This window comes from Pseudomonas sp. LBUM1655, assembly GCF_059716085.1.
Window position 1 is genome coordinate 4,422,004 of the sequence record NZ_CP166801.1, and the last position, 20,722, is coordinate 4,442,725.

General features: G+C 58.4%; 20 protein-coding genes. 7 read left to right on the forward strand and 13 right to left on the reverse strand.

What is annotated here, in order from left to right:
• The first annotated feature begins 3 nt into the window (after positions 1 to 3).
• The 5 genes from ACA074_RS19685 to ACA074_RS19705 all read left to right on the forward strand — a co-directional run bounded on the left by ACA074_RS19685 (position 4) and on the right by ACA074_RS19705 (position 6,888).
• Positions 4 to 1,392: a dermonecrotic toxin domain-containing protein gene (locus ACA074_RS19685; RefSeq protein WP_497677637.1), complete on the forward strand. Its 1,389-nt coding sequence runs from the start codon at positions 4 to 6 to the stop codon at positions 1,390 to 1,392.
• 220 nt (positions 1,393 to 1,612) lie between these two features.
• Complete coding sequence (locus ACA074_RS19690; RefSeq protein ID WP_497677638.1) at positions 1,613 to 3,385, forward strand: N-acetylglutaminylglutamine amidotransferase; 1,773 nt, start codon at positions 1,613 to 1,615, stop codon at positions 3,383 to 3,385.
• Between the two features lie 3 nt (positions 3,386 to 3,388).
• Complete coding sequence (ngg, locus tag ACA074_RS19695; RefSeq protein ID WP_489879028.1) at positions 3,389 to 5,137, forward strand: N-acetylglutaminylglutamine synthetase; 1,749 nt, start codon at positions 3,389 to 3,391, stop codon at positions 5,135 to 5,137.
• A 162-nt stretch (positions 5,138 to 5,299) separates the two neighbouring features.
• Entirely contained in the window at positions 5,300 to 6,490 is a 1,191-nt protein-coding gene (locus ACA074_RS19700) for an osmoprotectant NAGGN system M42 family peptidase (protein ID WP_187677750.1), read from the forward strand.
• Positions 6,491 to 6,660: 170 nt separating this feature from the next.
• Entirely contained in the window at positions 6,661 to 6,888 is a 228-nt protein-coding gene (locus tag ACA074_RS19705) for a YheU family protein (RefSeq protein ID WP_003192759.1), read from the forward strand.
• 5 nt (positions 6,889 to 6,893) lie between these two features.
• On the opposite strand, the gene csrA is transcribed toward ACA074_RS19705, so the two are convergent.
• The 3 genes from csrA to ACA074_RS19720 form a co-directional block, all read right to left on the reverse strand.
• A complete protein-coding gene (gene csrA / locus ACA074_RS19710) occupies positions 6,894 to 7,079 on the reverse strand; it encodes a carbon storage regulator CsrA (RefSeq protein ID WP_077574041.1) in 186 nt (61 codons plus the stop codon).
• 147 nt (positions 7,080 to 7,226) lie between these two features.
• Positions 7,227 to 7,559: a YnfA family protein gene (locus tag ACA074_RS19715; RefSeq protein ID WP_003226957.1), complete on the reverse strand. Its 333-nt coding sequence runs from the start codon at positions 7,557 to 7,559 to the stop codon at positions 7,227 to 7,229.
• 63 nt (positions 7,560 to 7,622) lie between these two features.
• The gene (locus ACA074_RS19720; protein WP_489879027.1) at positions 7,623 to 8,438 is read right to left on the reverse strand and encodes an SDR family oxidoreductase; all 816 of its coding nucleotides are present in this window, start codon (positions 8,436 to 8,438) and stop codon (positions 7,623 to 7,625) included.
• A gap of 322 nt (positions 8,439 to 8,760) precedes the next feature.
• Here ACA074_RS19720 and ACA074_RS19725 point away from each other — a divergent pair, with 322 nt between their 5' ends.
• Positions 8,761 to 8,919, forward strand: coding sequence for a DUF3309 family protein (locus tag ACA074_RS19725; RefSeq protein WP_169432680.1), 159 nt, complete (start codon positions 8,761 to 8,763; stop codon positions 8,917 to 8,919).
• Positions 8,920 to 8,993: 74 nt separating this feature from the next.
• Here the strand turns inward: ACA074_RS19725 and ACA074_RS19730 are convergent, their stop codons facing one another.
• The 10 genes from ACA074_RS19730 to ACA074_RS19775 all read right to left on the reverse strand — a co-directional run bounded on the left by ACA074_RS19730 (position 8,994) and on the right by ACA074_RS19775 (position 18,429).
• Positions 8,994 to 11,087, reverse strand: coding sequence for an LTA synthase family protein (locus ACA074_RS19730; protein ID WP_497615109.1), 2,094 nt, complete (start codon positions 11,085 to 11,087; stop codon positions 8,994 to 8,996).
• Between the two features lie 316 nt (positions 11,088 to 11,403).
• Positions 11,404 to 12,009 carry an START domain-containing protein gene (locus ACA074_RS19735; protein WP_497677639.1) on the reverse strand — a complete coding sequence of 202 codons (606 nt, stop codon included), beginning with the start codon at positions 12,007 to 12,009 and terminating at the stop codon, positions 11,404 to 11,406.
• A 41-nt stretch (positions 12,010 to 12,050) separates the two neighbouring features.
• The gene (locus ACA074_RS19740) at positions 12,051 to 12,305 is read right to left on the reverse strand and encodes a YkgJ family cysteine cluster protein (RefSeq protein ID WP_187677754.1); all 255 of its coding nucleotides are present in this window, start codon (positions 12,303 to 12,305) and stop codon (positions 12,051 to 12,053) included.
• Positions 12,306 to 12,471: 166 nt separating this feature from the next.
• The gene (locus tag ACA074_RS19745; RefSeq protein ID WP_489879025.1) at positions 12,472 to 12,951 is read right to left on the reverse strand and encodes a translation initiation factor 2; all 480 of its coding nucleotides are present in this window, start codon (positions 12,949 to 12,951) and stop codon (positions 12,472 to 12,474) included.
• Between the two features lie 78 nt (positions 12,952 to 13,029).
• Entirely contained in the window at positions 13,030 to 14,469 is a 1,440-nt protein-coding gene (locus ACA074_RS19750) for an aminotransferase-like domain-containing protein (RefSeq protein ID WP_187677756.1), read from the reverse strand.
• A gap of 201 nt (positions 14,470 to 14,670) precedes the next feature.
• Positions 14,671 to 15,483 carry an OmpA family protein gene (locus ACA074_RS19755; RefSeq protein WP_305439095.1) on the reverse strand — a complete coding sequence of 271 codons (813 nt, stop codon included), beginning with the start codon at positions 15,481 to 15,483 and terminating at the stop codon, positions 14,671 to 14,673.
• A complete protein-coding gene (locus ACA074_RS19760) occupies positions 15,480 to 15,836 on the reverse strand; it encodes a DUF4398 domain-containing protein (RefSeq protein WP_401272143.1) in 357 nt (118 codons plus the stop codon). Before ACA074_RS19760 ends, ACA074_RS19755 begins: the two co-directional genes overlap by 4 nt.
• A gap of 9 nt (positions 15,837 to 15,845) precedes the next feature.
• Positions 15,846 to 16,667 carry a substrate-binding periplasmic protein gene (locus tag ACA074_RS19765; RefSeq protein WP_497677640.1) on the reverse strand — a complete coding sequence of 274 codons (822 nt, stop codon included), beginning with the start codon at positions 16,665 to 16,667 and terminating at the stop codon, positions 15,846 to 15,848.
• 80 nt (positions 16,668 to 16,747) lie between these two features.
• A complete protein-coding gene (locus tag ACA074_RS19770; protein WP_187677760.1) occupies positions 16,748 to 17,677 on the reverse strand; it encodes an electron transfer flavoprotein subunit alpha/FixB family protein in 930 nt (309 codons plus the stop codon).
• Positions 17,678 to 17,679: 2 nt separating this feature from the next.
• Positions 17,680 to 18,429: an electron transfer flavoprotein subunit beta/FixA family protein gene (locus ACA074_RS19775; RefSeq protein WP_007908338.1), complete on the reverse strand. Its 750-nt coding sequence runs from the start codon at positions 18,427 to 18,429 to the stop codon at positions 17,680 to 17,682.
• A 551-nt stretch (positions 18,430 to 18,980) separates the two neighbouring features.
• Between ACA074_RS19775 and ACA074_RS19780 the strand changes: the two genes are divergently transcribed.
• A complete protein-coding gene (locus tag ACA074_RS19780) occupies positions 18,981 to 20,645 on the forward strand; it encodes an electron transfer flavoprotein-ubiquinone oxidoreductase (RefSeq protein WP_497677641.1) in 1,665 nt (554 codons plus the stop codon).
• The last annotated feature ends 77 nt before the right edge of the window (positions 20,646 to 20,722 follow it).

Below are 20,722 nucleotides of genomic sequence, written 5' to 3' on the forward strand. Positions count from 1 at the left end.
ATCATGACTTCACCTACAAATAACCCGCCCGCCACGATATCGGACGCTGACGCCATCGGGAACATCTTCGATGTCGTCAAAGATCAGGACAAGGCAACTGCCGTGCAACGATTCATCACCCACGGCATGGCAAAAGACGACCCCACGAGGCTGGGCGGTTTTCGCGCAACGCTCGATGAAGCGCTGCCCTATCAGGATTATATTGATGAGTTGGCAGGCAAACTGGAAACACTGGAGAATTTCTGCAGACGCGAACTTCGCCATGAACTCAAGCAAACCTATGGGACACGCTTCAGCGTCAACGACAGCATCAGGCTCAAGCCTGAAAACACTACGGATGTTGCGTCCTATACCTACACCCTGCTGCAGGCGGCGATGTTGAATTTCACCGACGAAGAAGCGGCTCCCGGTTATTTCTCGAACGACAGCGAGATTTTGGACATTCTTGGCCAGGCAACAGGCGACGCCCCTGACGCGATCAAGGTATCCGCACAAGAGTTTGCTACTCTGAGTCGCAAACTGGATCTGGGAGGTCAATACCAGAAACACATCGCCAGAACGTTTAAAGTTTCAACTATTGAATTGATCGGCACGCGCCTGCACAAATTCAACATGAAACTCAGCGGCTATGAAAAGTACTTCAAAAATCCCGATTTTCCTCTGCACCGGCTTTTCACCCTGTTGGATCTGACCAATGGAAACGGAGATATTTTCTATGGTGCCAATTTTAATAACGGCAAAATAGAACTGCAGTCGATACAGTTATTTGGCAAGTACACCACCGATGCAATTCTGATCACATGCCGGACTGACCAATCGCCAAAAGACCATCACATCGTATACATCCCCAACGACACGGGTGACGGCTTCTACACAGACGATAGCGAAGACCAGTCAAAATATCGATTCGCCATCAACTTCCTTGCAAATAACGAATTCCAAACACTCATCTTCTCCCAACTTACCAATACCGAACAAAATGAAATAAAGGCAAAGGACCTGACTAACATTTCGGCTGTCAACGACATAACGTTTATCCCGCTAAAGAAAGGGCTGTGCAAACATCTCTTCGACCGCTATCTGGATAAGTTGTCCGCAGATGCCAGGGACATTGCCGTGCCACTCGCCAATGTCAACGAGCCCGCCTACGCCAACAGGCGCGACGTTCATACCTTGGGTAAGAGCGAGCGACTTTCCACCAGCCCGACCCATAATTTCAGCAGCCGCTTGCGCACTTACGCCACAGATGAATTGCTGGGCTCCGTGTTCGCCGGTCTGGGCAGTTGGACCGCCATCGAGAAGTACAATGCCCTGTCACGCCTGCTGGATCTGAAAAAACGATTGTCCTCGTCTGATACCGATCTCGAGGGTTTGCAGGTAGACGCCGACTGATAACCCGCTACAAAACCATCGTCGATCAAACCCTTCAGTTATCAGCAAACAGCGAAGGGTCAACGCCCGCTTATTCCGAAGCGCGGATAGATACAACATTGGCCTTATAACTTATCGTTCTAAAACTCCACTTACCGGGGCGGGTCAGTTTCTGAGTGCCTGCCCTTTTGGCGAGGCATGGCTTGACCCCCTCCCCAACGGAAAAACCGGTAAGGATTTTATGTGCGGATTAGCTGGCGAGTTACGTTTTGATCAACAACCTGCAGACCTTGCAGCCATTGAGCGAATCACCCATCACCTGGCCCCTCGCGGCCCTGACGCGTGGGGCTTCCACGCCCAAGGGCCGATTGCCCTGGGCCATCGTCGCCTGAAAATCATGGACCTGTCGGACGGCTCGGCGCAGCCGATGATCGACAGTCAATTGGGCCTGTCACTGGCCTTCAACGGCGCGATCTACAACTTCCCGGAGCTGCGTGCCGAACTTGAAGCGCTGGGCTACGCCTTCTATTCCGGTGGCGACACCGAAGTGCTGCTCAAGGGTTATCACGCCTGGGGCGAAGCGCTGCTGCCAAAACTCAACGGCATGTTTGCATTCGCCATCTGGGAGCGCGATGCGCAGCGTCTGTTCATCGCCCGTGACCGTCTCGGCGTGAAGCCGCTGTACCTGTCACGTACCGGCCAGCGTTTGCGTTTTGCCTCGGCCCTGCCGGCGCTGCTCAAGGGTGGCGACATCAACCCGATCCTCGATCCCGTCGCGCTCAACCATTACCTGAACTTCCACGCCGTGGTGCCTGCGCCACGCACGCTGTTGGCTGGCATCGAGAAACTGCCGCCAGCGACCTGGATGCGCGTTGAAGCGGACGGCACCACCGAGCAGAAAACCTGGTGGACCCTGCCCTACGGCCCACACGAGGACGAGAAAAACCTGCAGCTCGAAGACTGGGTCGACCGCGTACTCGACAGCACCCGCGAAGCCGTGGCAATTCGTCAACGTGCGGCAGTGGATGTTGGCGTGCTGCTGTCGGGCGGTGTCGACTCGAGCATGCTCGTCGGTCTGTTGCGTGAAGTCGGTGTAGAAAATCTGTCGACCTTCTCTATCGGTTTCCAGGATGCCGGTGGCGAGCGCGGCGACGAATTTCAGTATTCCGACCTGATCGCCAAACACTACGGCACTCAGCATCACCAACTGCGTATCGACGAGAAAGAGATCATCGAACAACTGCCCGCCGCATTCCGCGCGATGAGCGAGCCGATGGTCAGCCACGACTGCATCGCTTTCTATCTTTTGTCTCGCGAAGTGGCCAAGCATTGCAAAGTGGTGCAGAGCGGCCAAGGCGCAGATGAACTGTTCGCCGGTTATCACTGGTACCCGCAAGTGGACGGCGCGGCCAATCCTTACGCGGCCTACCGCGAAGCGTTTTTCGACCGCAGCTATGACGACTACGCCGCCACCGTGCAACCGAAATGGCTGACCGCCAATGACGCCGCCGGTGACTACGTGAAAGAGCATTTCGCCCAACCCGGCGCCGATGCCGCGGTGGACAAGGCCCTGCGTCTGGACAGCACCGTGATGCTGGTAGACGACCCGGTCAAACGCGTCGACAACATGACCATGGCCTGGGGCCTGGAGGCGCGCACGCCGTTTCTCGACTATCGACTGGTCGAACTGTCGGCGCGGGTTCCCGGCAAATTCAAGCTGCCCGATGGCGGCAAACAAGTGCTGAAAGAAGCGGCGCGACGGGTCATTCCAAGCGAAGTGATCGACCGCAAGAAAGGCTACTTCCCGGTGCCCGGCCTCAAACATTTGCAAGGCGACACCTTGAACTGGGTGCGCGAACTGCTGCTCGATCCAAGCCAGGATCGCGGCCTGTTCAACCCGGCCATGCTCGACAAATTACTGACTGATCCGCAAGGCCAACTGACGCCGTTGCGCGGTTCGAAACTGTGGCAACTCGCGGCCCTGAACCTGTGGCTCAGTGAACAAGGAATCTGATTGATGAAACCCCACGCCACGGCCATTAACCAACGCCTGATACGCGGCCAGACGCCGTCGTATGAGCGTTTGCAGGCGCGCCTGGCCGAAGACGGCAGCGAACTCGCAACTGCGCCGATTGCAGTGCATTGCGGCTGGGGCCGGTTGCTGATCGGCCACACTTTTCCCGACCCGGCAACACTGGCCCGAGAGCTGCTCAACGAGCAGCCCGGCGAGCGTGACATTGCCCTGTACGTCGCCGCACCGCAGCAGATTCTCGGCCTCGAACCGACGCAACTGTTTCTCGACCCGTCCGACACCCTGCGCCTGTGGTTCAGCGACTATCGCCAGGCCACCCGCGTGTTTCGCGGCTTTCGTATTCGTCGTGCACAAAGCGAAGCAGACTGGCAGGCAATCAATCACCTGTATCAGGCGCGCGGCATGCTGCCGATCGATCCGGCGCTGCTCACCCCGCATCATCAGGGCGGCCCGGTTTACTGGCTGGCCGAGGATGAAGACAGCGGCGCGGTGATCGGCAGCGTCATGGGCCTGAATCACCACAAGGCCTTCAACGATCCGGAAAACGGCAGCAGCCTCTGGTGCCTTGCGGTGGACCCGCAGTGCTCGCGCCCCGGTGTCGGCGAAGTGCTGGTGCGCCACTTGATCGAGCACTTCATGAGTCGCGGCTTGAGCTATCTCGATCTGTCGGTGTTGCACGACAACCGTCAGGCGAAAAACCTCTACGCCAAACTCGGTTTCCGCAACCTCTCGACCTTCGCGATCAAGCGCAAGAATGGCATCAACCAGACGCTGTTCCTGGGTCCCGGGCCGGAAGCCAATTTCAATCCCTATGCGCGAATCATCGTCGAAGAAGCCCATCGCCGTGGTATCGACGTGCAAGTGGATGACGCCGAGGCCGGACTGTTCACCCTCAGCCATGGCGGGCGCCGCGTGCGTTGCCGCGAATCGTTGAGCGATCTGACCAGCGCGATCAGCATGAGTCTGTGTCAGGACAAAAGCCTGACCCACAAAGTGTTGAAGGCTGCCGGACTGAAGCTGCCCTCGCAGCAATTGGCGGGCAACGCCGATGACAATTTAGAGTTTCTCGATGAGCATCAGCGGGTGGTGGTCAAGCCGCTCGATGGTGAACAGGGTCAAGGCGTGGCAGTGGATTTGCAGAGCATCGAGGAGGTGCAGCAGGCCATCGAAGCGGCCAAGCAATTCGATAGCCGAGTGCTGTTGGAAAGTTTCCACGAAGGTCTGGATCTGCGGATTCTGGTGATCGGTTTTGAAGTGGTGGCGGCGGCGATTCGTCGTCCGGCGGAAGTGATCGGTGATGGTCAGCATTCGATTGGTGCGCTGATCGAAGCCCAGAGCCGACGCCGGCAAGCGGCCACGGGCGGCGAGAGCAAAATCCCGCTGGATCACGAAACCCAGCGCACCTTGCATGCGGCCGGTTACGACTACAGCAGCATTTTGCCGGCGGGCGAGCATTTGTTCGTGCGGCGCACGGCGAATCTGCACACCGGTGGCACGTTGGAGGATGTCACGGCGATTCTGCATCCGACCCTGATCGATGCCGCCGTGCGGGCGGCGCGGGCGCTGGATATTCCGATGGTCGGCCTCGACCTGATGGTGCCGGCGGCAGATCAACCGGAGTACGTGTTTATCGAAGCCAACGAGCGGGCCGGTCTGGCCAACCATGAACCGCAACCGACAGCCGAGCGGTTTGTCGATTTGTTGTTTCCGCACAGCAAGCCGGCAGTTTCTTGATCATGTGGTGCATCTACTGACGCCTTCGCGAGCAGGCTCGCTCCCACATTTGAAATGCGGTCCCCTGTGGGAGCGAGCCTGCTCGCGAAGGGGCCGCCTCAGGCGCTACAAATTTTTCTCCTCATCGAAACCATCGATGTGCTCAACCCATCAGGAGTTTCCATGACCACGCAAATCCCCGAACCGGATCTCAACTACCTGCAAAAAGTCCTGCTGGAAATGCTCGCCATTCCCAGCCCCACCGGGTTCACCGACACCATCGTGCGCTACGTCGCCGAGCGTCTGGAAGAACTCGGCATCCCTTTCGAAATGACCCGGCGCGGTACCATTCGCGCGACGCTCAAGGGTCGAAAAAACAGCCCCGACCGCGCCGTTTCCGCGCATCTGGACACCATTGGCGCTGCTGTCCGGGCGGTCAAAGACAACGGTCGCCTGACCCTTGCACCGGTCGGCTGCTGGTCGAGCCGTTTTGCCGAGGGCAGTCGCGTCAGCCTGTTCACCGACAACGGCGTGATTCGCGGCAGTGTGTTGCCCCTCATGGCTTCCGGGCATGCGTTCAATACCGCGGTGGACGAGATGCCGATCAGTTGGGATCACGTCGAACTGCGCCTGGACGCCTACTGCGCAACCAAGGCCGATTGCGACTCGCTGGGTATCAGCGTCGGTGATGTGGTGGCGTTTGATCCGCTGCCGGAATTCACCGAAAGCGGCCATATCAGCGCCCGTCACCTCGATGACAAGGCTGGCGTCGCCGCGTTGCTGGCGGCACTCAAAGCCATCGTCGATAGCGGTCAGGAACTGATGATCGACTGCCACCCGCTGTTCACCATCACCGAGGAAACCGGCAGCGGTGCGGCGGCGGCTTTGCCGTGGGACGTCAGCGAGTTCGTTGGCATCGACATTGCGCCGGTCGCGCCGGGGCAGCATTCCAGTGAACACGCGGTGAGTGTGGCGATGCAGGATTCCGGCGGCCCATACGACTATCACCTGTCGCGCCACCTGCTGCGTCTGGCCGGTGAAAACGAACTGCCGGTGCGCCGCGACCTGTTCCGCTACTACTTCAGCGACGCGCACTCGGCGGTGACTGCCGGCCACGACATCCGCACTGCCCTGCTCGCCTTTGGCTGCGATGCGACCCATGGTTATGAGCGCACGCACATCGACAGTCTGGCGGCGCTCAGTCGCTTGCTCGGGGCTTACATCCTGAGTCCGCCGGTATTTGCCAGCGACGCGGCGCCGGCCAATGCATCGCTGGACCGCTTCAGCCATCAGATCGAGCACGACACGCAGATGGAGAGCGAAACGCGAGTGCCGCCAGTGGACAGTCTGGTGGGGCAGCGTTCCGACAGTTAAATCATTGTTGGCAGAACCATCGCCTTCGCGAGCAGGCTCGCTCCTACAGGGAAACGCATTCCAAATGTGGGAGCGAGCCTGCTCGCGAAGGGGCCAGATCAGGCAACACAAAACTGGCAGGCAACCATCAATCGCCGTAGCATCCCGCCATTGATTCAGCCGAGGTGCCCATGCTCATCCCTTACGACGCTCTTGAAGTCGACACCCTCACCCGCCTCATCGAAGATTTCGTCACACGCGACGGCACCGATAACGGCGACGACACGCCGCTGGAAACCCGCGTATTGCGCGTACGCCAGGCTCTGACCAAGGGCCAGGCGCTGATTGTCTTCGACCCGGAAAGCGAACAGTGCCAGTTGATGCTCAAGCACGACGTGCCCAAGCATCTGTTTGACTGAAAACCTCAGCGGACCTTTTGCGTAGCCTGTTTGCGCTGGATCCGCTCGTAGACCTCCGCACGATGCACATTGACTTTCTGTGGCGCCTCGACGCCGAAGCGCACGCTGGAGCCGTTCACTGACAGAACGCGCAAGGTGATGTCATCACCGATTGAAATCAACTCACCAACGACACGGCTGAGTACAAGCATGAGATTCGTCCTTCAGGGTTAGCGAACCCTGAAGATGCGCGGCTTGCGGCGGCTCTACAATGCGTTGCGGGCAAATCAGTAATGCCCTACAGCGTCAGGCGCGCTGACCTTCAGACATTTCCCGCAAATCGTTAAACAGCCTTCCCCTCAAGCGGCGGAAAAGCGTGGGCCGAACAGAATCACGCTGGCACCGATCACGCACAACGCCACGCCGATCCAGTCCGAACCCAATGGACGAACTCGCTCGACCACGGCCAGCCAGCCAATCGAAGCCACGATGTAGATCCCGCCATAAGCGGCATAGGCGCGACCGGCGTAGGCCGCTTCGACGCGCGTCAACAACAGCGCGAACAGGGTCAGACTGAGCAGCGCCGGGATCACCCACAGGGCACTTTTGCCCTGACGCAGCCACATGAAGAAAGCAAAACAACCGGCGATTTCAAACAGCGCCGCAAGGAAGAACCACAAATAATTGAGCATTGACACGTCTCGACAGGGTGACCATTGCGGCCACCCTAACCACGCCGCACTTCAGGGGCAAGTTCAGCCGTTGCTCTGTTTGGCCTTGGCGCGCATTTTCTCGGCCATTGACGTCATTTCGTTGTAAAGCAGTTGCGGGTTCTTCTGCTTGATCGCCCAAGCCATACGGCCCTGTTCGTGAGGCAGGATCATGAATTCGCCAGCAGCGACTTGCTGATAGATGTAGTCGGCTATGTCGGCTGCACTGATCGGTGAACTCTCCAGCAACTTGCCAACCTGGGCTTTCATCGCCGGAGTCGGGCCACGGAAAGAATCAAGCAGATTGGTCTGGAAGAATGACGGGCACACCACATGCACGCCGACTTCCTGCTGCGCGAGTTCGATCAACAGACTCTCCGACAAGGCCACCACGCCCGCCTTGGCCACGTTGTAGTTGCTCATCGCCGGGCCCTGCATCAACGCGGCCATGGAGGCGATGTTGATAATCTTGCCTTTGCTTTGTTCAAGCAATGGCAGGAACGCTTTGCAGCCCTTGACCACGCCCATCAGGTTGATCGCGATCTGCCAGTCCCAGTCTTCCAGCGACAGTTCGCTGAAGAACCCGCCAGAGGCCACGCCAGCATTGTTGACGATGATGTCGATGCCGCCGAGTTTCTCTTCGCAGGCCTGGGCGAACGCAGTGAGCTGGCTGTAATCACGCACATCGCAACGCTGAATAAACCCGTCGCCGCCCGCCTCGCGCACCATTTTCAGGGTTTCTTGGAGGCCGGGCTCGCTGACGTCGGACAAGGCCAGTTGCCAGCCTTCACGCGCCCAGCGCAGCGCGATTTCGCGACCTAAACCTGAGCCCGCGCCAGTGATCATCATGCGATTTTGCATAGCAGACAGCCTTGTTGTTCCGGGGAAGATGCGCGGAGTGTAGCGAAGGTTCGGCGCGCGCCCACGCTCCATCAAGTTGCTGAATGGAGGATCAAAAGATCGCAACCTTCGGCAGCTCCTGGACTGATTTCTGTAGGAGCTGCGCAAGGCTGCGAGCTTTTGATCTTTTGCTTTAAAGGAAATAAGGACGCAATCCAAATACATTAAAAAAACATTGAATTTTCTTTCATTCGCACCGGTCGGAATTTATAAGCTGCCTGGAATTACTTAGTCTCCAGTCGCCCTTGAACACCAAGACTTCTCGAACACTTTCAACAAGGAAATAGACATGGGCACAATTCTTATCATTATCCTGATCCTGTTGCTGATCGGTGGTCTGCCAGTCTTCCCACACTCCAGAAGTTGGGGTTACGGTCCATCGGGCATTATCGGCGTGGTGTTGGTCGTGCTGCTGGTGCTATTGCTACTCGGTCGGATATAACGATTCAAGCGTAAAAAAAGAGGCCCTTTTCAGGGCCTCTTTTTTATTGCGCGCAGCTTTCTTTTACAGATCGATCAGTCCGGCTTGCCGTGGATCACACCAGCGGTGTTATCCATCAGGCTCTTGGTCGCCGTTTGCAGGAACGCCTCGAGTTTGAGTTTCAACTCGGCAGTGCGCGGTGCATTCGGAACGACCTCGGCGTGCGGATTGGCTCCCAGTTGGTACTGCCACATCTTCGGACCCATGTCCTTGTCTCTCGGCAGCACCAGAATCTGGTCGGCAGTAACGATCGCGGTGGTCTGCTCGCTGCCCGACGGCTTGATCACACCAAAACCGGTGTCGCCTTCCGGCAGGTTGAGCAGGTCACGACCCCAGCACTGATGGCGCACTTCACCACCCAGACGCCCCATGATGGTCGGCACGATGTCGATCTGCGTGCCCACGGTGTGGTCACGGGTACCGAACTTCTCCTGGATGCCCGGTGCGATCATCAGCATCGGCACGTTGAAGCGGCCCAGGTCCATTTCAGTGATCTGACGCTCGTTACCGAAACCGTGGTCGCCGACGACTACGAACAGGGTCTCTTTGAAGTACGGCTCCTTGCGGGCCTTCTCGAAGAACTGACCCAACGCCCAGTCGGCGTAACGCATGGCGGTCAAATGCTCGTTGAGCGAGCCACGATCGGTCACGCGCTCGACCGGCAATGGCGTCGGCAAGGCGTACGGCGTGTGGTTGGACAGGGTTTGCAGCAGCGCGTAGAACGGCTTGCCGTTTTCCCGCGCCTTGAGCTCCTGCAGACCACGGTCGAACATGTCCTGGTCGGACACGCCCCAGGTCGGATCGGAGAACACCGGGTTGACGAAGTCATTACGGCCAACGAAGTTGGTCATGCCCTGGTTGCTGAAGAAGCCCGACTGGTTGTCCCAGGCGAAGTCGCCGTTGTAGACGTACACATCGTCGTAATTACGGGCGCTGAGCACCTGCGGCAGGCCAGACAGCTTGTGGCTGCCTTCCGGCGTCTGCATCAGGTATTCGAAGCCCGGCAGGTTCGGGAAGCAGGCCATGGTCGCGAACATGCCCTGGTGGGTATGCGTACCGTTGGAGAAGAAACGGTCGAACAGCAGGCCTTCCTTGGACAGCTTGTCCAGGTAAGGCGTGATGTTGCCCGGAGCGCCCAAGGCGCCAACCGAGTGACCGGCCATGCTTTCCATCAGGATCACAACGACGTTCTTGATCGGCAGGGTCTTGTCGGTCGGCGGCGTGTAATCACGGCGCACGGCGGCAATATCGGCTTCGACCAGTTTTTCGTCCGGCATCACCAGCATGTCGCGTACGATTTTCTGAGCTTGCTCCTGCGGCAGCGTGGCTTTCCAGATGTTGTCGCGATCCTCGCCCATGCGGGACTTGGCGGCCTCGATCAGCGACAGCGTGGCGTTAAGGCCGAGCTGGTTGGCGAAGTTGGAATCGGTGGTGTAGACATCACCCCAGCGCATCGGCGGACCTTGGCGCAGAGTGCCACGGGCCGCGACAACGCAGATCAGCAGGCAAACCACGAACACCGCAAGGCGCGTATACCACGGCGCCACTTGGCGAGTGCTGACGCTGCCACCGCTGAATGGCCCGCGTGGACGCGTTGCACGGTCGGCGCCTTTGAACGCCAGAGTCAGGATCACCGTGCCGATGACCCAGGCCAGCAGATAGCGCACCACCGGGAAACCGTACCAGAGCATGCTCATCACGGTTTTCGGGTCTTCCTTCACGTACTGGAACACCAGGCCGTTGAGGCGCTGGTGAAACTCGCGGTAGAAGTCCATCTCCATCAGGCCGAGGAACAGCGCGATGCTCGAGGCAACGGTCAGCCACAGACGGAAGAAACCGCGCGCTGCCATGGCCCGCGCACTGAACAGTGACAGCACCAGCGGAATGCACAGGTAGACCACCAGGCGCAGGTCGAAACGCAGGCCGTTGGCGAAGGCTTCGAGGAACGTCGAAGCCGGGGTATCGAGGATCATCTCGCGGTTGTAGACCAGCAGCGCGAGGCGCAGCACGGAAAACATCACCATCATGACCAGCGCACAAAGCAGCGTGTAGGCCAGATGCGATTTGACGGTCGGTTGCAGCAGGCGACTGGAAGATCGCTGCTGATTCAGGGCGTCCGGGTTTGCCATGTCGTTTTAGGACCCATTGGAAGTTGAAGTTGCAAAAATACAGCGGCGCCATGCCCTCTATTGGTCATTCCCGACCCTGGGGCGTGCGCGGTGCGCAAATGTTGCACGATCACCCGCGCCATTGCCATTGATTACTACCACGCCGCCGGACACTCTCATTTAATGCCGCAGCAGACAGGTACAGCATGCAAACAGCGCGGGCGAATTGTCTTGAACGCATTGTGAAAATTTCGTTCAACGCATATCTGGAAACACAATAAAGCTCTAAAACAAAACGCCCCGAATTGTTCGGGGCGTTTTACTGCAAGCGCGGCGATTACTTCTCGGCACGTTCTTTCAGAGCTTTAAGGGTGTTGAACGGGGCGTCGACGACAAACTTGTTGGCAATCATCGACGGCACACTGCCGCCTGGCTCGGTGTGCACCTGGTAGGTCACTTCGACCTGATCGCCCTTGGGCACGAACTTCCAGAAACCCTCGACCTTGACCACGCGGACAAAACCTTTCTCTTCAGGAATGTACTTCGGTACGCCTTCAAGCTTGCGGGTCAAGCTGCCATCGGCGCCCTCAACAGTGGTGATGCGCAGCACCGAATCACGCGGGGTGACTGGCCAAGGCGTGTTGAACTGGCTGTAAGTCCAGCTCTGATCGCCCTCGTGCTTGAGCAGTTTCTGGGTCTTGCACTCGTGAATCCAAGCGCAGGCACCGGAGACGTCTTCCTGCAGTGCGCGCAGTTTGGCGATGGTGGTCTTCATCAGGGCGACGCCCTGATAGGACTTGTAGTCCGAACCCGGCACTTCACTCAGGGAAACCTTGATGCCGTCCTCGTTCTTGGCGACCTTCCAGTCTTCAGCCTGAGCGGCCGAAGTCGCCAGCACGGCAGTCAAACCACACAACACAGCGATACGGTGCAGCGAACCCATAGTCTTATTCCTTATTGTTGAAGTTCCGTTCGTTTGACACATCACGCCGCCGTCATTTGCTCCCACCAGCCGATCAACCTGATCGCTTCTTCCGAACTGCTGCCACACACCTCGACATCGGCAGCGAAGCCGGAACAGACTGCCGGGCGCTCCGGGCGGCCGAAAATGCTGCACAGGTTTTCGACCGAGAGTTGCACGCAACGTTCGCCGGCAGGTTTGCCATCAGGCATGCCGGGAATCGCCGAGCTGATGGAAGGGGCAATGCAGCAAGCGCCACAGCCTTCACGGCATTTCATGACGAACAAGTCCTCGCAACGGGTAATGTGTAAAAAGAGACGCGGACAGGGTAACCGCTAAAACGGCTGTTTCAAATTCCCTGAACCGGGGTTTTTACGGATAAGTGAAAATGACTGACCAGTCTCCGACAAAGCGTCTGCTTCGCGGGTCACAGATGGGTGGCTTTTACTGTTTGAATTCGAAATCCAGCGCCGCGCCTTCCACGTCCCGGCGCTCATCGTTGCGCAACTGCAGCTGCATTTCGTTGCTGAGCAAACGGCCGTTGAGCTGGAATCCGCTGTTTTTCTCGCCAAACATCTGCGGCAGGATCGCTTCACGTTTGGGCAGCGGGACAGTGCCTTCAGGTTTCAATTCCTGGACCATGTCCCTGGGCAGACTCAGATCCAGTTTGGCTGGCGGCAACTTGGACTTTGCTATTTCACTGGCGGGTTTGGACTTGGAAGCCACCGGCTTGCGTTTCTTCACCGGCGCGGCTTTCTTGGGTTGCGCTTTTTTTACCGGGACGGCTTTTTTGTTCGCCGCCGGCTTTTGCGCCGGGGTCGTCGCTGCCGGTTTATCCTGAACCGCAGCCGCCATGACCTCTGGCGCATGACTGATCATCAGCGAAAAAATCACAATCCCGGCGGCAGAAAAAATCGCTTTCATGGACCCAACGACACTAACGGCAGAGGGCCATATGCTCGCTTGTTGAGCGCCACAAGACAAGCATCACCGGCCACTCGTTCAGAATCCGCCAGCCGTTTCCTGGCACAGTTGGGTTGCCAGCAGGCCCAGCGTCATCAACGCCCTCTCCGCTTCGCGGTTCCACGGAATGCCGCAGTTCAGGCGGATACAGTGGTTGAACTGCTCGGTATTACTGAAGATCAGGCCCGGTGCGATGCTGATGCCCTGCTGCAATGCGCGGACATGCAATTCCTGAGTATTGACCCGTCCCGGCAGACTCACCCACAGGATGAAACCGCCCGTGGGCCGGGACATCTGCGTGCCTTCGGGGAAGTACTGCTGCACCGCCAGCTGGAAAGCGCTGAGGTTTTTTCGGTATTCCTGGCGGATGTACCGTAAATGCCGGTCATAACCGCCGTTTTCCAGATAAGCGGCAATCGCCATCTGCGTCACGCTGCACGCCGAATGCGTGCTGAAGGTCTGCAAGCGCTGAATTTCCTGCTGATACTTGCCGGCGATCATCCAGCCGATGCGTACACCGGGCGACAGGGTTTTGGAGAAGCTTGAGCAGTAGATGACTCGGTCAAGCCGGTCGTAAGCCTTCAGCGCTTTGGTGCGGCCCTGTTCGAACATCAATTCGCCGTAGATATCGTCTTCGACGATCTGAATATCGAAATCCGAAGCCAGGCGCAGCAGTTGTTTCTGCCGCTCTTCAGGCATGGTGCCGCCCAGCGGATTGCTCAGGCGTGTGGTCAGCACAAGCGCCTTGATCGACCACTGGTTGGCGGCCAGTTGCAGTGCTTCGAGGCTCATGCCGGTGGCAGGATCGCTGGGAATCTCGATGACTTTCAGGCCCAGCAGGTCGGCCAGTTGCAACAGTCCGTAATAGGTTGGCGACTCGGCGGCGATCAGGTCGCCCGGTCGGGTCAGCACGCGCAATGACATCTGCAAGGCATCGACACAACCGTGGGTGATCACGATTTCCGAGGGATCAACCACCACGCCCGCGTCGCGCATGCGGATCGCCACTTGCCGGCGAAGCGGTTCGAAGCCCGGGCTGAACATGTAGCTGAAGGCCCGTGGACTGTGGAAGCGAGTGACTTTGGCCAGTTGCTGATGCAGCGCGCGCACTGGCAGATAGTCAACGCTCGGTACGGCGGCGCCCAACGGGAACACACCTTCGCGGCGCGACTCGACCAGAACTTGTTGGATGATGCTGCTGCGCGTGACCAGACCAGGCCGTTCGACCCGGGCTATATCCGGCGTAGGCGCCGTCAGCGCCGGGGTCTGGTGCACGTAATAACCGGACTGTGGCCGCGCGCGAATCAGGCCCTGATCTTCGAGGTTGGCGTAAGCCTGCAACACCGTTGCATGGCTGACGTTGAGCTGCGAGCTCATCTTGCGCACCGATGGCACGCGTTCTCCCGGTTGGTAGACACCACGGCGGATGTCTTCGGCCAGTTGCTGAGCAATACGTTGGTAGAGCAAGAGATTGGTCATGACGCAGCACTCGATTTCACGGGCATTTTATTCTTGTATGAAACAATACCGGAACAGTTTAGAAGTGTACTGGGACAGTTGTCACTCTAGTCGACCATACAGTGCAGTGTCTGCCACAACTGTATTGATTTGCGAGCTATTCGACAGACGTAAAAAAGCCCGGCGCTGCATGACAGCCCGGGCTTTCCAGAGACGCAACCCTCAACGGGCGGCGCCGAGCTGGCCTTTTTCGTCGGAGAAGACAATTTCCACCCGACGGTTCTGTGCGCGTCCACGCTCGGAAGCGTTGGCATCCACCGGGTATTCGTCGCCGTAACCTTCGACCTGAATGCGTTTGTCGTCGATGCCCAGGTCCATAAGCACATCGGCTACCGACTGCGCGCGGTCGCGGGACAGCTTGAGGTTTTCCTGTTTGCCGCCGGTGCTGTCGGCGTAACCCTCGATACGCACCACGCGTTTCGGATTCAATTGCAGGAACTGCACGATCTTCAGAACGACGCGGTTGGCCGAGTTTTTCAGCTCCGCTTCACCCGTATCGAACAGCACATCGCCGAGAGTCATCACCAAACCGCGATCAGTCTGCGTGGTGGCCAGAGCGACGATCTGTTCTTCAAGCCATTTGCCCTGCTGCTGAACGCTCAACAGTTTCGATTCGCGCAGCGCCAGTTGAAGGCGCTGACGCTCCAGTTCGAGTTTGGCTGCGCGCTCTTCGTTGAGCACCTTATTGGTGTGTTCGCGAGCAATTTCGCTGTATCGCTGACTCAGGTAGGCGTAATGCACCACGTCCGAACCGCTGCCCCAATAAGTGGACAGGCGATCGGCACGGGCCAGGGATTCGCCGGCGCGTATCACGTCCTTCGGCGCGATACGCAGCACGTTGGAATCTTCCTTGACCTTCTGGAAGTCGGCGCTGGCCTCTTGCAGAGCGGATTCGCTGTGTTGACCGGCGCAGCCATACAGGCTGGCGCAACCGGCGAGGATCACACCCCCGAGAACTTTGGACTTGAGGCTCATTGGGCATCTCCCAGTTGCTTGCGCAGACGGGTGATGCGGGTGTTGAGCACGTTCAGTTGTGCTTCGCTCTTTTGCGTCAGCACTTTGGCTTCTGCCAGACGCGCGTCGAGTTCGGCCTGTTCGGCGCGCATGCGCGCGTTTCGGTAGGACTCATCGGCCATGCTGCCCTTGGCCCGGTTGTACTTGGTTTCGGCCAGTTTCATTTCCGGCACATCATCGGCGGTCGCGCCGACGGCCTTGGCCTGGGCGATGGTTTGTTCGGTCAGGCGCATTTGTTCATTGGGTGCCGGATCGGTCGCGCAACCGGCCATGGCCAGAACGGCCATCGCCGCGAAAAGAGGTCGAATACTCACTAAGAATCCCTACTGTTTTGGGGCACTGACAGGTTGTTGCGGCTGTTGCTGCTGCGCCTTCCAGCGCTCGATATTGCGTTGCAGCGCGGTTTCCGTCAGTCCGGACGCGGGCAATTCTGTCATCTTTTTGGCCAACTGTCCGCGCAACCACGGATCGTTGCACGCCGAGTTATGAGAAACCGCCAGATACAGCCCCGGTCGATCAATGGGTTGCTCGAAGGCCAGCAAGTCATTGGCCATGCCCAACGCCTGCGCGGCGGCCATGCCCGAGTAACGTCCGGCGAGTACATATTCCACCTCTCCCAGGAGCAATTTCTGAAAGGCCTGGGTGAGGTTTGCTGTCCGGGTAAGGGTCAATTGCCGATCGGCGAAGGTGCCAAATGCCTGGGTCATTCGAGACTTTTCCGACAAGCCACCGGAATGGCCGTGCAGGTCTTTGGCTTCGGTGTAGGCCAGAGTCGAGCCTTTACGTGTCCACACCAGGTAATCGTTTTCCAGCAGCGGCGGATGGATGTAGTCGAAGTTTTCCAGCTCGTTGAGGGTCAGTGGCGCATCGGCCAGCATATCCATACGGCCACTGCGCACTTCATCGAGGGCCTGTGATCGTTTGCCCGCGTAGAGCAACTCGACCTTGATACCCAGGTCTTTGGCCACTTGCTGCAACAGATCGGCACTGGCACCGATCAATTGCTTGGGATTCTGCGGATCCTGCCACAGGTACGGCGGCGCGTCCGGGCTGCCGGTGACGACGAGGCGCTCGCACTTGCCGGCGGCCGTTGCCAACCCAGGCAATAGGGCCAATCCCAATAACAATCCGCAGCGCAGATCCATGGCAAAACGCTCCCACTCAGAACCGAGACAAAAAAAAGCCCGACCAAAAGGTCGGGCTCTTTATAAGTGAAGCCGCTGGATTAGACCAGCTTCTCCAGCTCAGGTACGGCTTCGAACAGATCTGCCACCAGACCGTAATCGGCCACCTGGAAGATCGGGGCTTCTTCGTCCTTGTTGATCGCAACGATCACTTTGGAGTCTTTCATCCCGGCCAAGTGCTGGATCGCGCCAGAGATACCGACCGCGATGTACAGCTGTGGCGCAACGATCTTGCCGGTCTGACCGACCTGCATGTCGTTCGGTACGAAACCTGCGTCGACCGCGGCGCGCGAAGCACCGACGGCAGCGCCCAGCTTGTCTGCCAGGGCGTACAGGTGTTTGAAGTTGTCGCCGTTTTGCATGCCGCGGCCGCCGGAAACGACGATCTTGGCAGCGGTCAGTTCTGGACGATCAGACTTGGCCAGTTCTTCGCCAACGAAGCTCGAAGTCCCAGCGTTGTGCGCAGCAGCAACCGCTTCAACGGCAGCCGAACCACCTTCAGCAGCAACCGGGTCGAAACCGGTGGCACGCACGGTGATCACTTTGATCGCAGCGGTCGATTGCACGGTAGCGATGGCGTTACCGGCGTAGATCGGGCGCTTGAAAGTATCAGCGCTCTCTACCGAGATGATCTCGGAGATCTGGTCAACGTCCAGCGCAGCGGCAACGCGCGGCAGGATGTTTTTGCCGTTCGAAGTGGCGGCAGCCAGGATGTGGCTGTAGCCAGCGCCGAGTTCGGCAACCAGAGGAGCAACGTTTTCCGGCAACTGATGCGCGTAAGCAGCGTTGTCAGCGTTCAGGACTTTGCTCACGCCCGCGATTTTCGCAGCGGCTTCAGCCACGGCGCCAGCGCCTTGGCCGGCAACCAGAACGTGGATGTCACCGCCGATTTTGGCAGCGGCAGCAACAGTGTTCAGCGTGGCCGGAGCCAGCACTTTGTTGTCGTGTTCGGCGATTACCAAGATAGTCATGATTAGATTACCTTCGCTTCGTTTTTCAGTTTCTCGACCAGTTCAGCCACGGACTTGACCTTGATACCCGCGCTGCGTGCAGCCGGAGCTTCGACTTTCAGAGTCTTGTTGGTGGAGGCGGTGGAAACGCCCAAAGCATCCGGAGTCAGCACTTCGAGAGGCTTCTTCTTGGCTTTCATGATGTTTGGCAGGGACGCGTAGCGCGGCTCGTTCAAACGCAGGTCGGTGGTGACGATCGCTGGCAGTTTCAGCGAAACGGTCTGCGCGCCGCCGTCGATTTCGCGGGTCACGGCAACGCTGTCGCCGGAGACTTCGACTTTCGAGGCGAAAGTGCCCTGACCGTAGCCGCTCAGTGCAGCGAGCATCTGGCCGGTCTGGTTGTTGTCGCTGTCGATTGCCTGCTTGCCCAGAATCACGAGCTGAGGCTGTTCCTTGTCGACAACCGCTTTCAACAGTTTGGCAACGGCCAGGGACGTCAGATCTTCAGCGGATTCGACGAGGATGGCGCGGTCGGCACCCAGAGCCAGTGCGGTACGCAGCTGTTCCTGAGCAGTGGTCGGGCCGATGGAGACGACGACGATTTCAGTCGCAACGCCTTTCTCTTTCAGGCGCACGGCTTCTTCCACTGCGATTTCGCAGAACGGGTTCATCGACATCTTGACGTTGGCGAGGTCTACGCCGGAATTGTCCGCCTTGACGCGAACCTTGACGTTGTAATCCACAACGCGTTTGACAGCTACAAGAACCTTCATGGATTCCTCGTTACTCTCCGGTGAAAAGAAAGTCGCCTAGGCGAACCTGGCGGATGATGCTCATCGGGCTACAAGGGCACCTCTAAAAACGCCGGCTTGTGTATAGGGTGATTCCACGCTGCGAAGTGCGATGACCGTTCGTCAGTGGTGACCGACAAGTCATTGATCTTCACGGTGTGTAAACTGCGCTCCAGACCTGCGCTGCGCATCACCTTGTACTGCCTACGCCCTGTCTTTAGAGGTGCTCTTGAAACCGCCAGTCTGCCTACGGCGAGCGCAAAACCGCCCGTATATTGACCGGAACGCCTATTCCGGTCAATACGGCAAAATGGTCACTCATAAGCCGCGCTTCTTTGATTTCTCTGGGCTGGAGCCAATTCAAACAAACGTTTGTATTGGACGCTCAGAGTGGTGTAGATATAATGCGCCCCCTAGAGAGAAAGGTGGGTTTTCCATTACTGCCCTTGACGTTAACGTAAAGGCAATACGGATGCGACACCGAACCTCCAAATTAGAAAAAAAACTGTTGAGCCTTGAGTAGGAGATAGCCTGTGGAACGCGAATACATGGAATTCGACGTGGTCATCGTCGGTGCCGGCCCCGCTGGCCTGTCCGCCGCCTGCCGTCTGAAGCAGAAGGCCGCCGAAGCCGGTAAGGAAATCAGCGTCTGCGTGGTCGAAAAAGGCTCCGAAGTCGGCGCACACATCCTTTCCGGTGCCGTGTTCGAACCACGCGCTCTGAGCGAATTGTTCCCGGACTGGAAAGAACTCGGCGCCCCGCTGAACACGCCAGTCACCCGCGACGATATTTTCGTGCTGAAAAACGCCGAAAGCGCGCAGAAGATTCCTGACTTCTTTGTGCCCAAGACCATGCACAACGAAGGCAACTACATTATCTCCCTCGGCAACCTCTGCCGCTGGCTGGCCCAGCAGGCTGAAAACCTGGGCGTGGAAATCTACCCGGGCTTCGCTGCTCAGGAGGCGCTGATCGATGAAAGCGGCATCGTGCGCGGGATCATCACCGGTGATCTGGGCGTTGACCGCGAAGGCAATCCGAAAGAAGGCCTGTACACCCCGGGCATGGAACTGCGTGGCAAATACACGCTGTTCGCCGAAGGCTGCCGTGGCCACATCGGCAAGCAGCTGATCAAGCGCTTCAACCTCGACAGCGATGCCGACGCCCAGCACTACGGCATCGGCCTGAAAGAAATCTGGGAAATCGATCCGGCCAAACACCAGCCAGGCCTGGTGGTGCACACCGCCGGTTGGCCGCTGGACATCATGGGCACCGAGAACACCGGTGGCTCGTTCCTCTATCACTTGGAAAACAACCAGGTGGTGGTCGGTCTGATCGTCGATCTGTCCTACAGCAACACTTACCTGTCGCCGTTCGACGAGTTCCAGCGCCTCAAGCATCACCCGGTACTGGCTCAGTACCTGGAAGGCGGCAAGCGCGTCAGCTACGGCGCCCGCGCGATCTGCAAGGGCGGCCTGAACTCGATGCCAAAAATGGTCTTCAAGGGCGGCGCGCTGATCGGTTGCGACCTCGGCACCCTGAACTTCGCCAAGATCAAAGGCAGCCACACCGCGATGAAGTCCGGCATGATCGCCGCTGAATCGGTGGCTGACGCGCTGTTCGCTGAGAAGGACGGCACTGAAGAGCTGACCACTTACGTCGACGCCTTCAAGAAGAGCTGGCTCTACGACGAACTGTTCGCCAGCCGCAACTTCGGCCCGGCCGTCCACAAGTTCGGCGCCATTGTCGGTGGCGGCTTCAACTGGCTGGACCAGAACATCTTCGGCGGCAAACTGCCGTTCACCCTGCACGACACCAAGCCGGACTACGCCTGCCTCAAGCTCGCGGCCGACTGCAAGAAGATCGACTACCCGAAACCCGACGGCAAGCTCAGCTTCGACAAACTCAGCTCGGTGTTCATCTCCGGTACCAACCACGAAGAAGAACAGCCGTGCCACCTGAAGCTGACCGACCCGAGCATCCCGATCAGCAAAAACCTGCCACTGTACGACGAACCGGCGCAGCGCTACTGCCCGGCCGGCGTATACGAAGTCATCACCAAGGAAGACGGCGAGAAACGCTTCCAGATCAACGCCCAGAACTGCGTGCACTGCAAGACCTGTGACATCAAGGACCCTTCGCAGAACATCACCTGGGTCACGCCGGAAGGCGCCGGCGGCCCGACCTATCCAAATATGTAAGCCGAACCGCTGAACATCAAGGCTCCCGAAACGGGGGCCTTTTTGTTGCCCAAAATTTTTGTCTCACCAAAAACAAC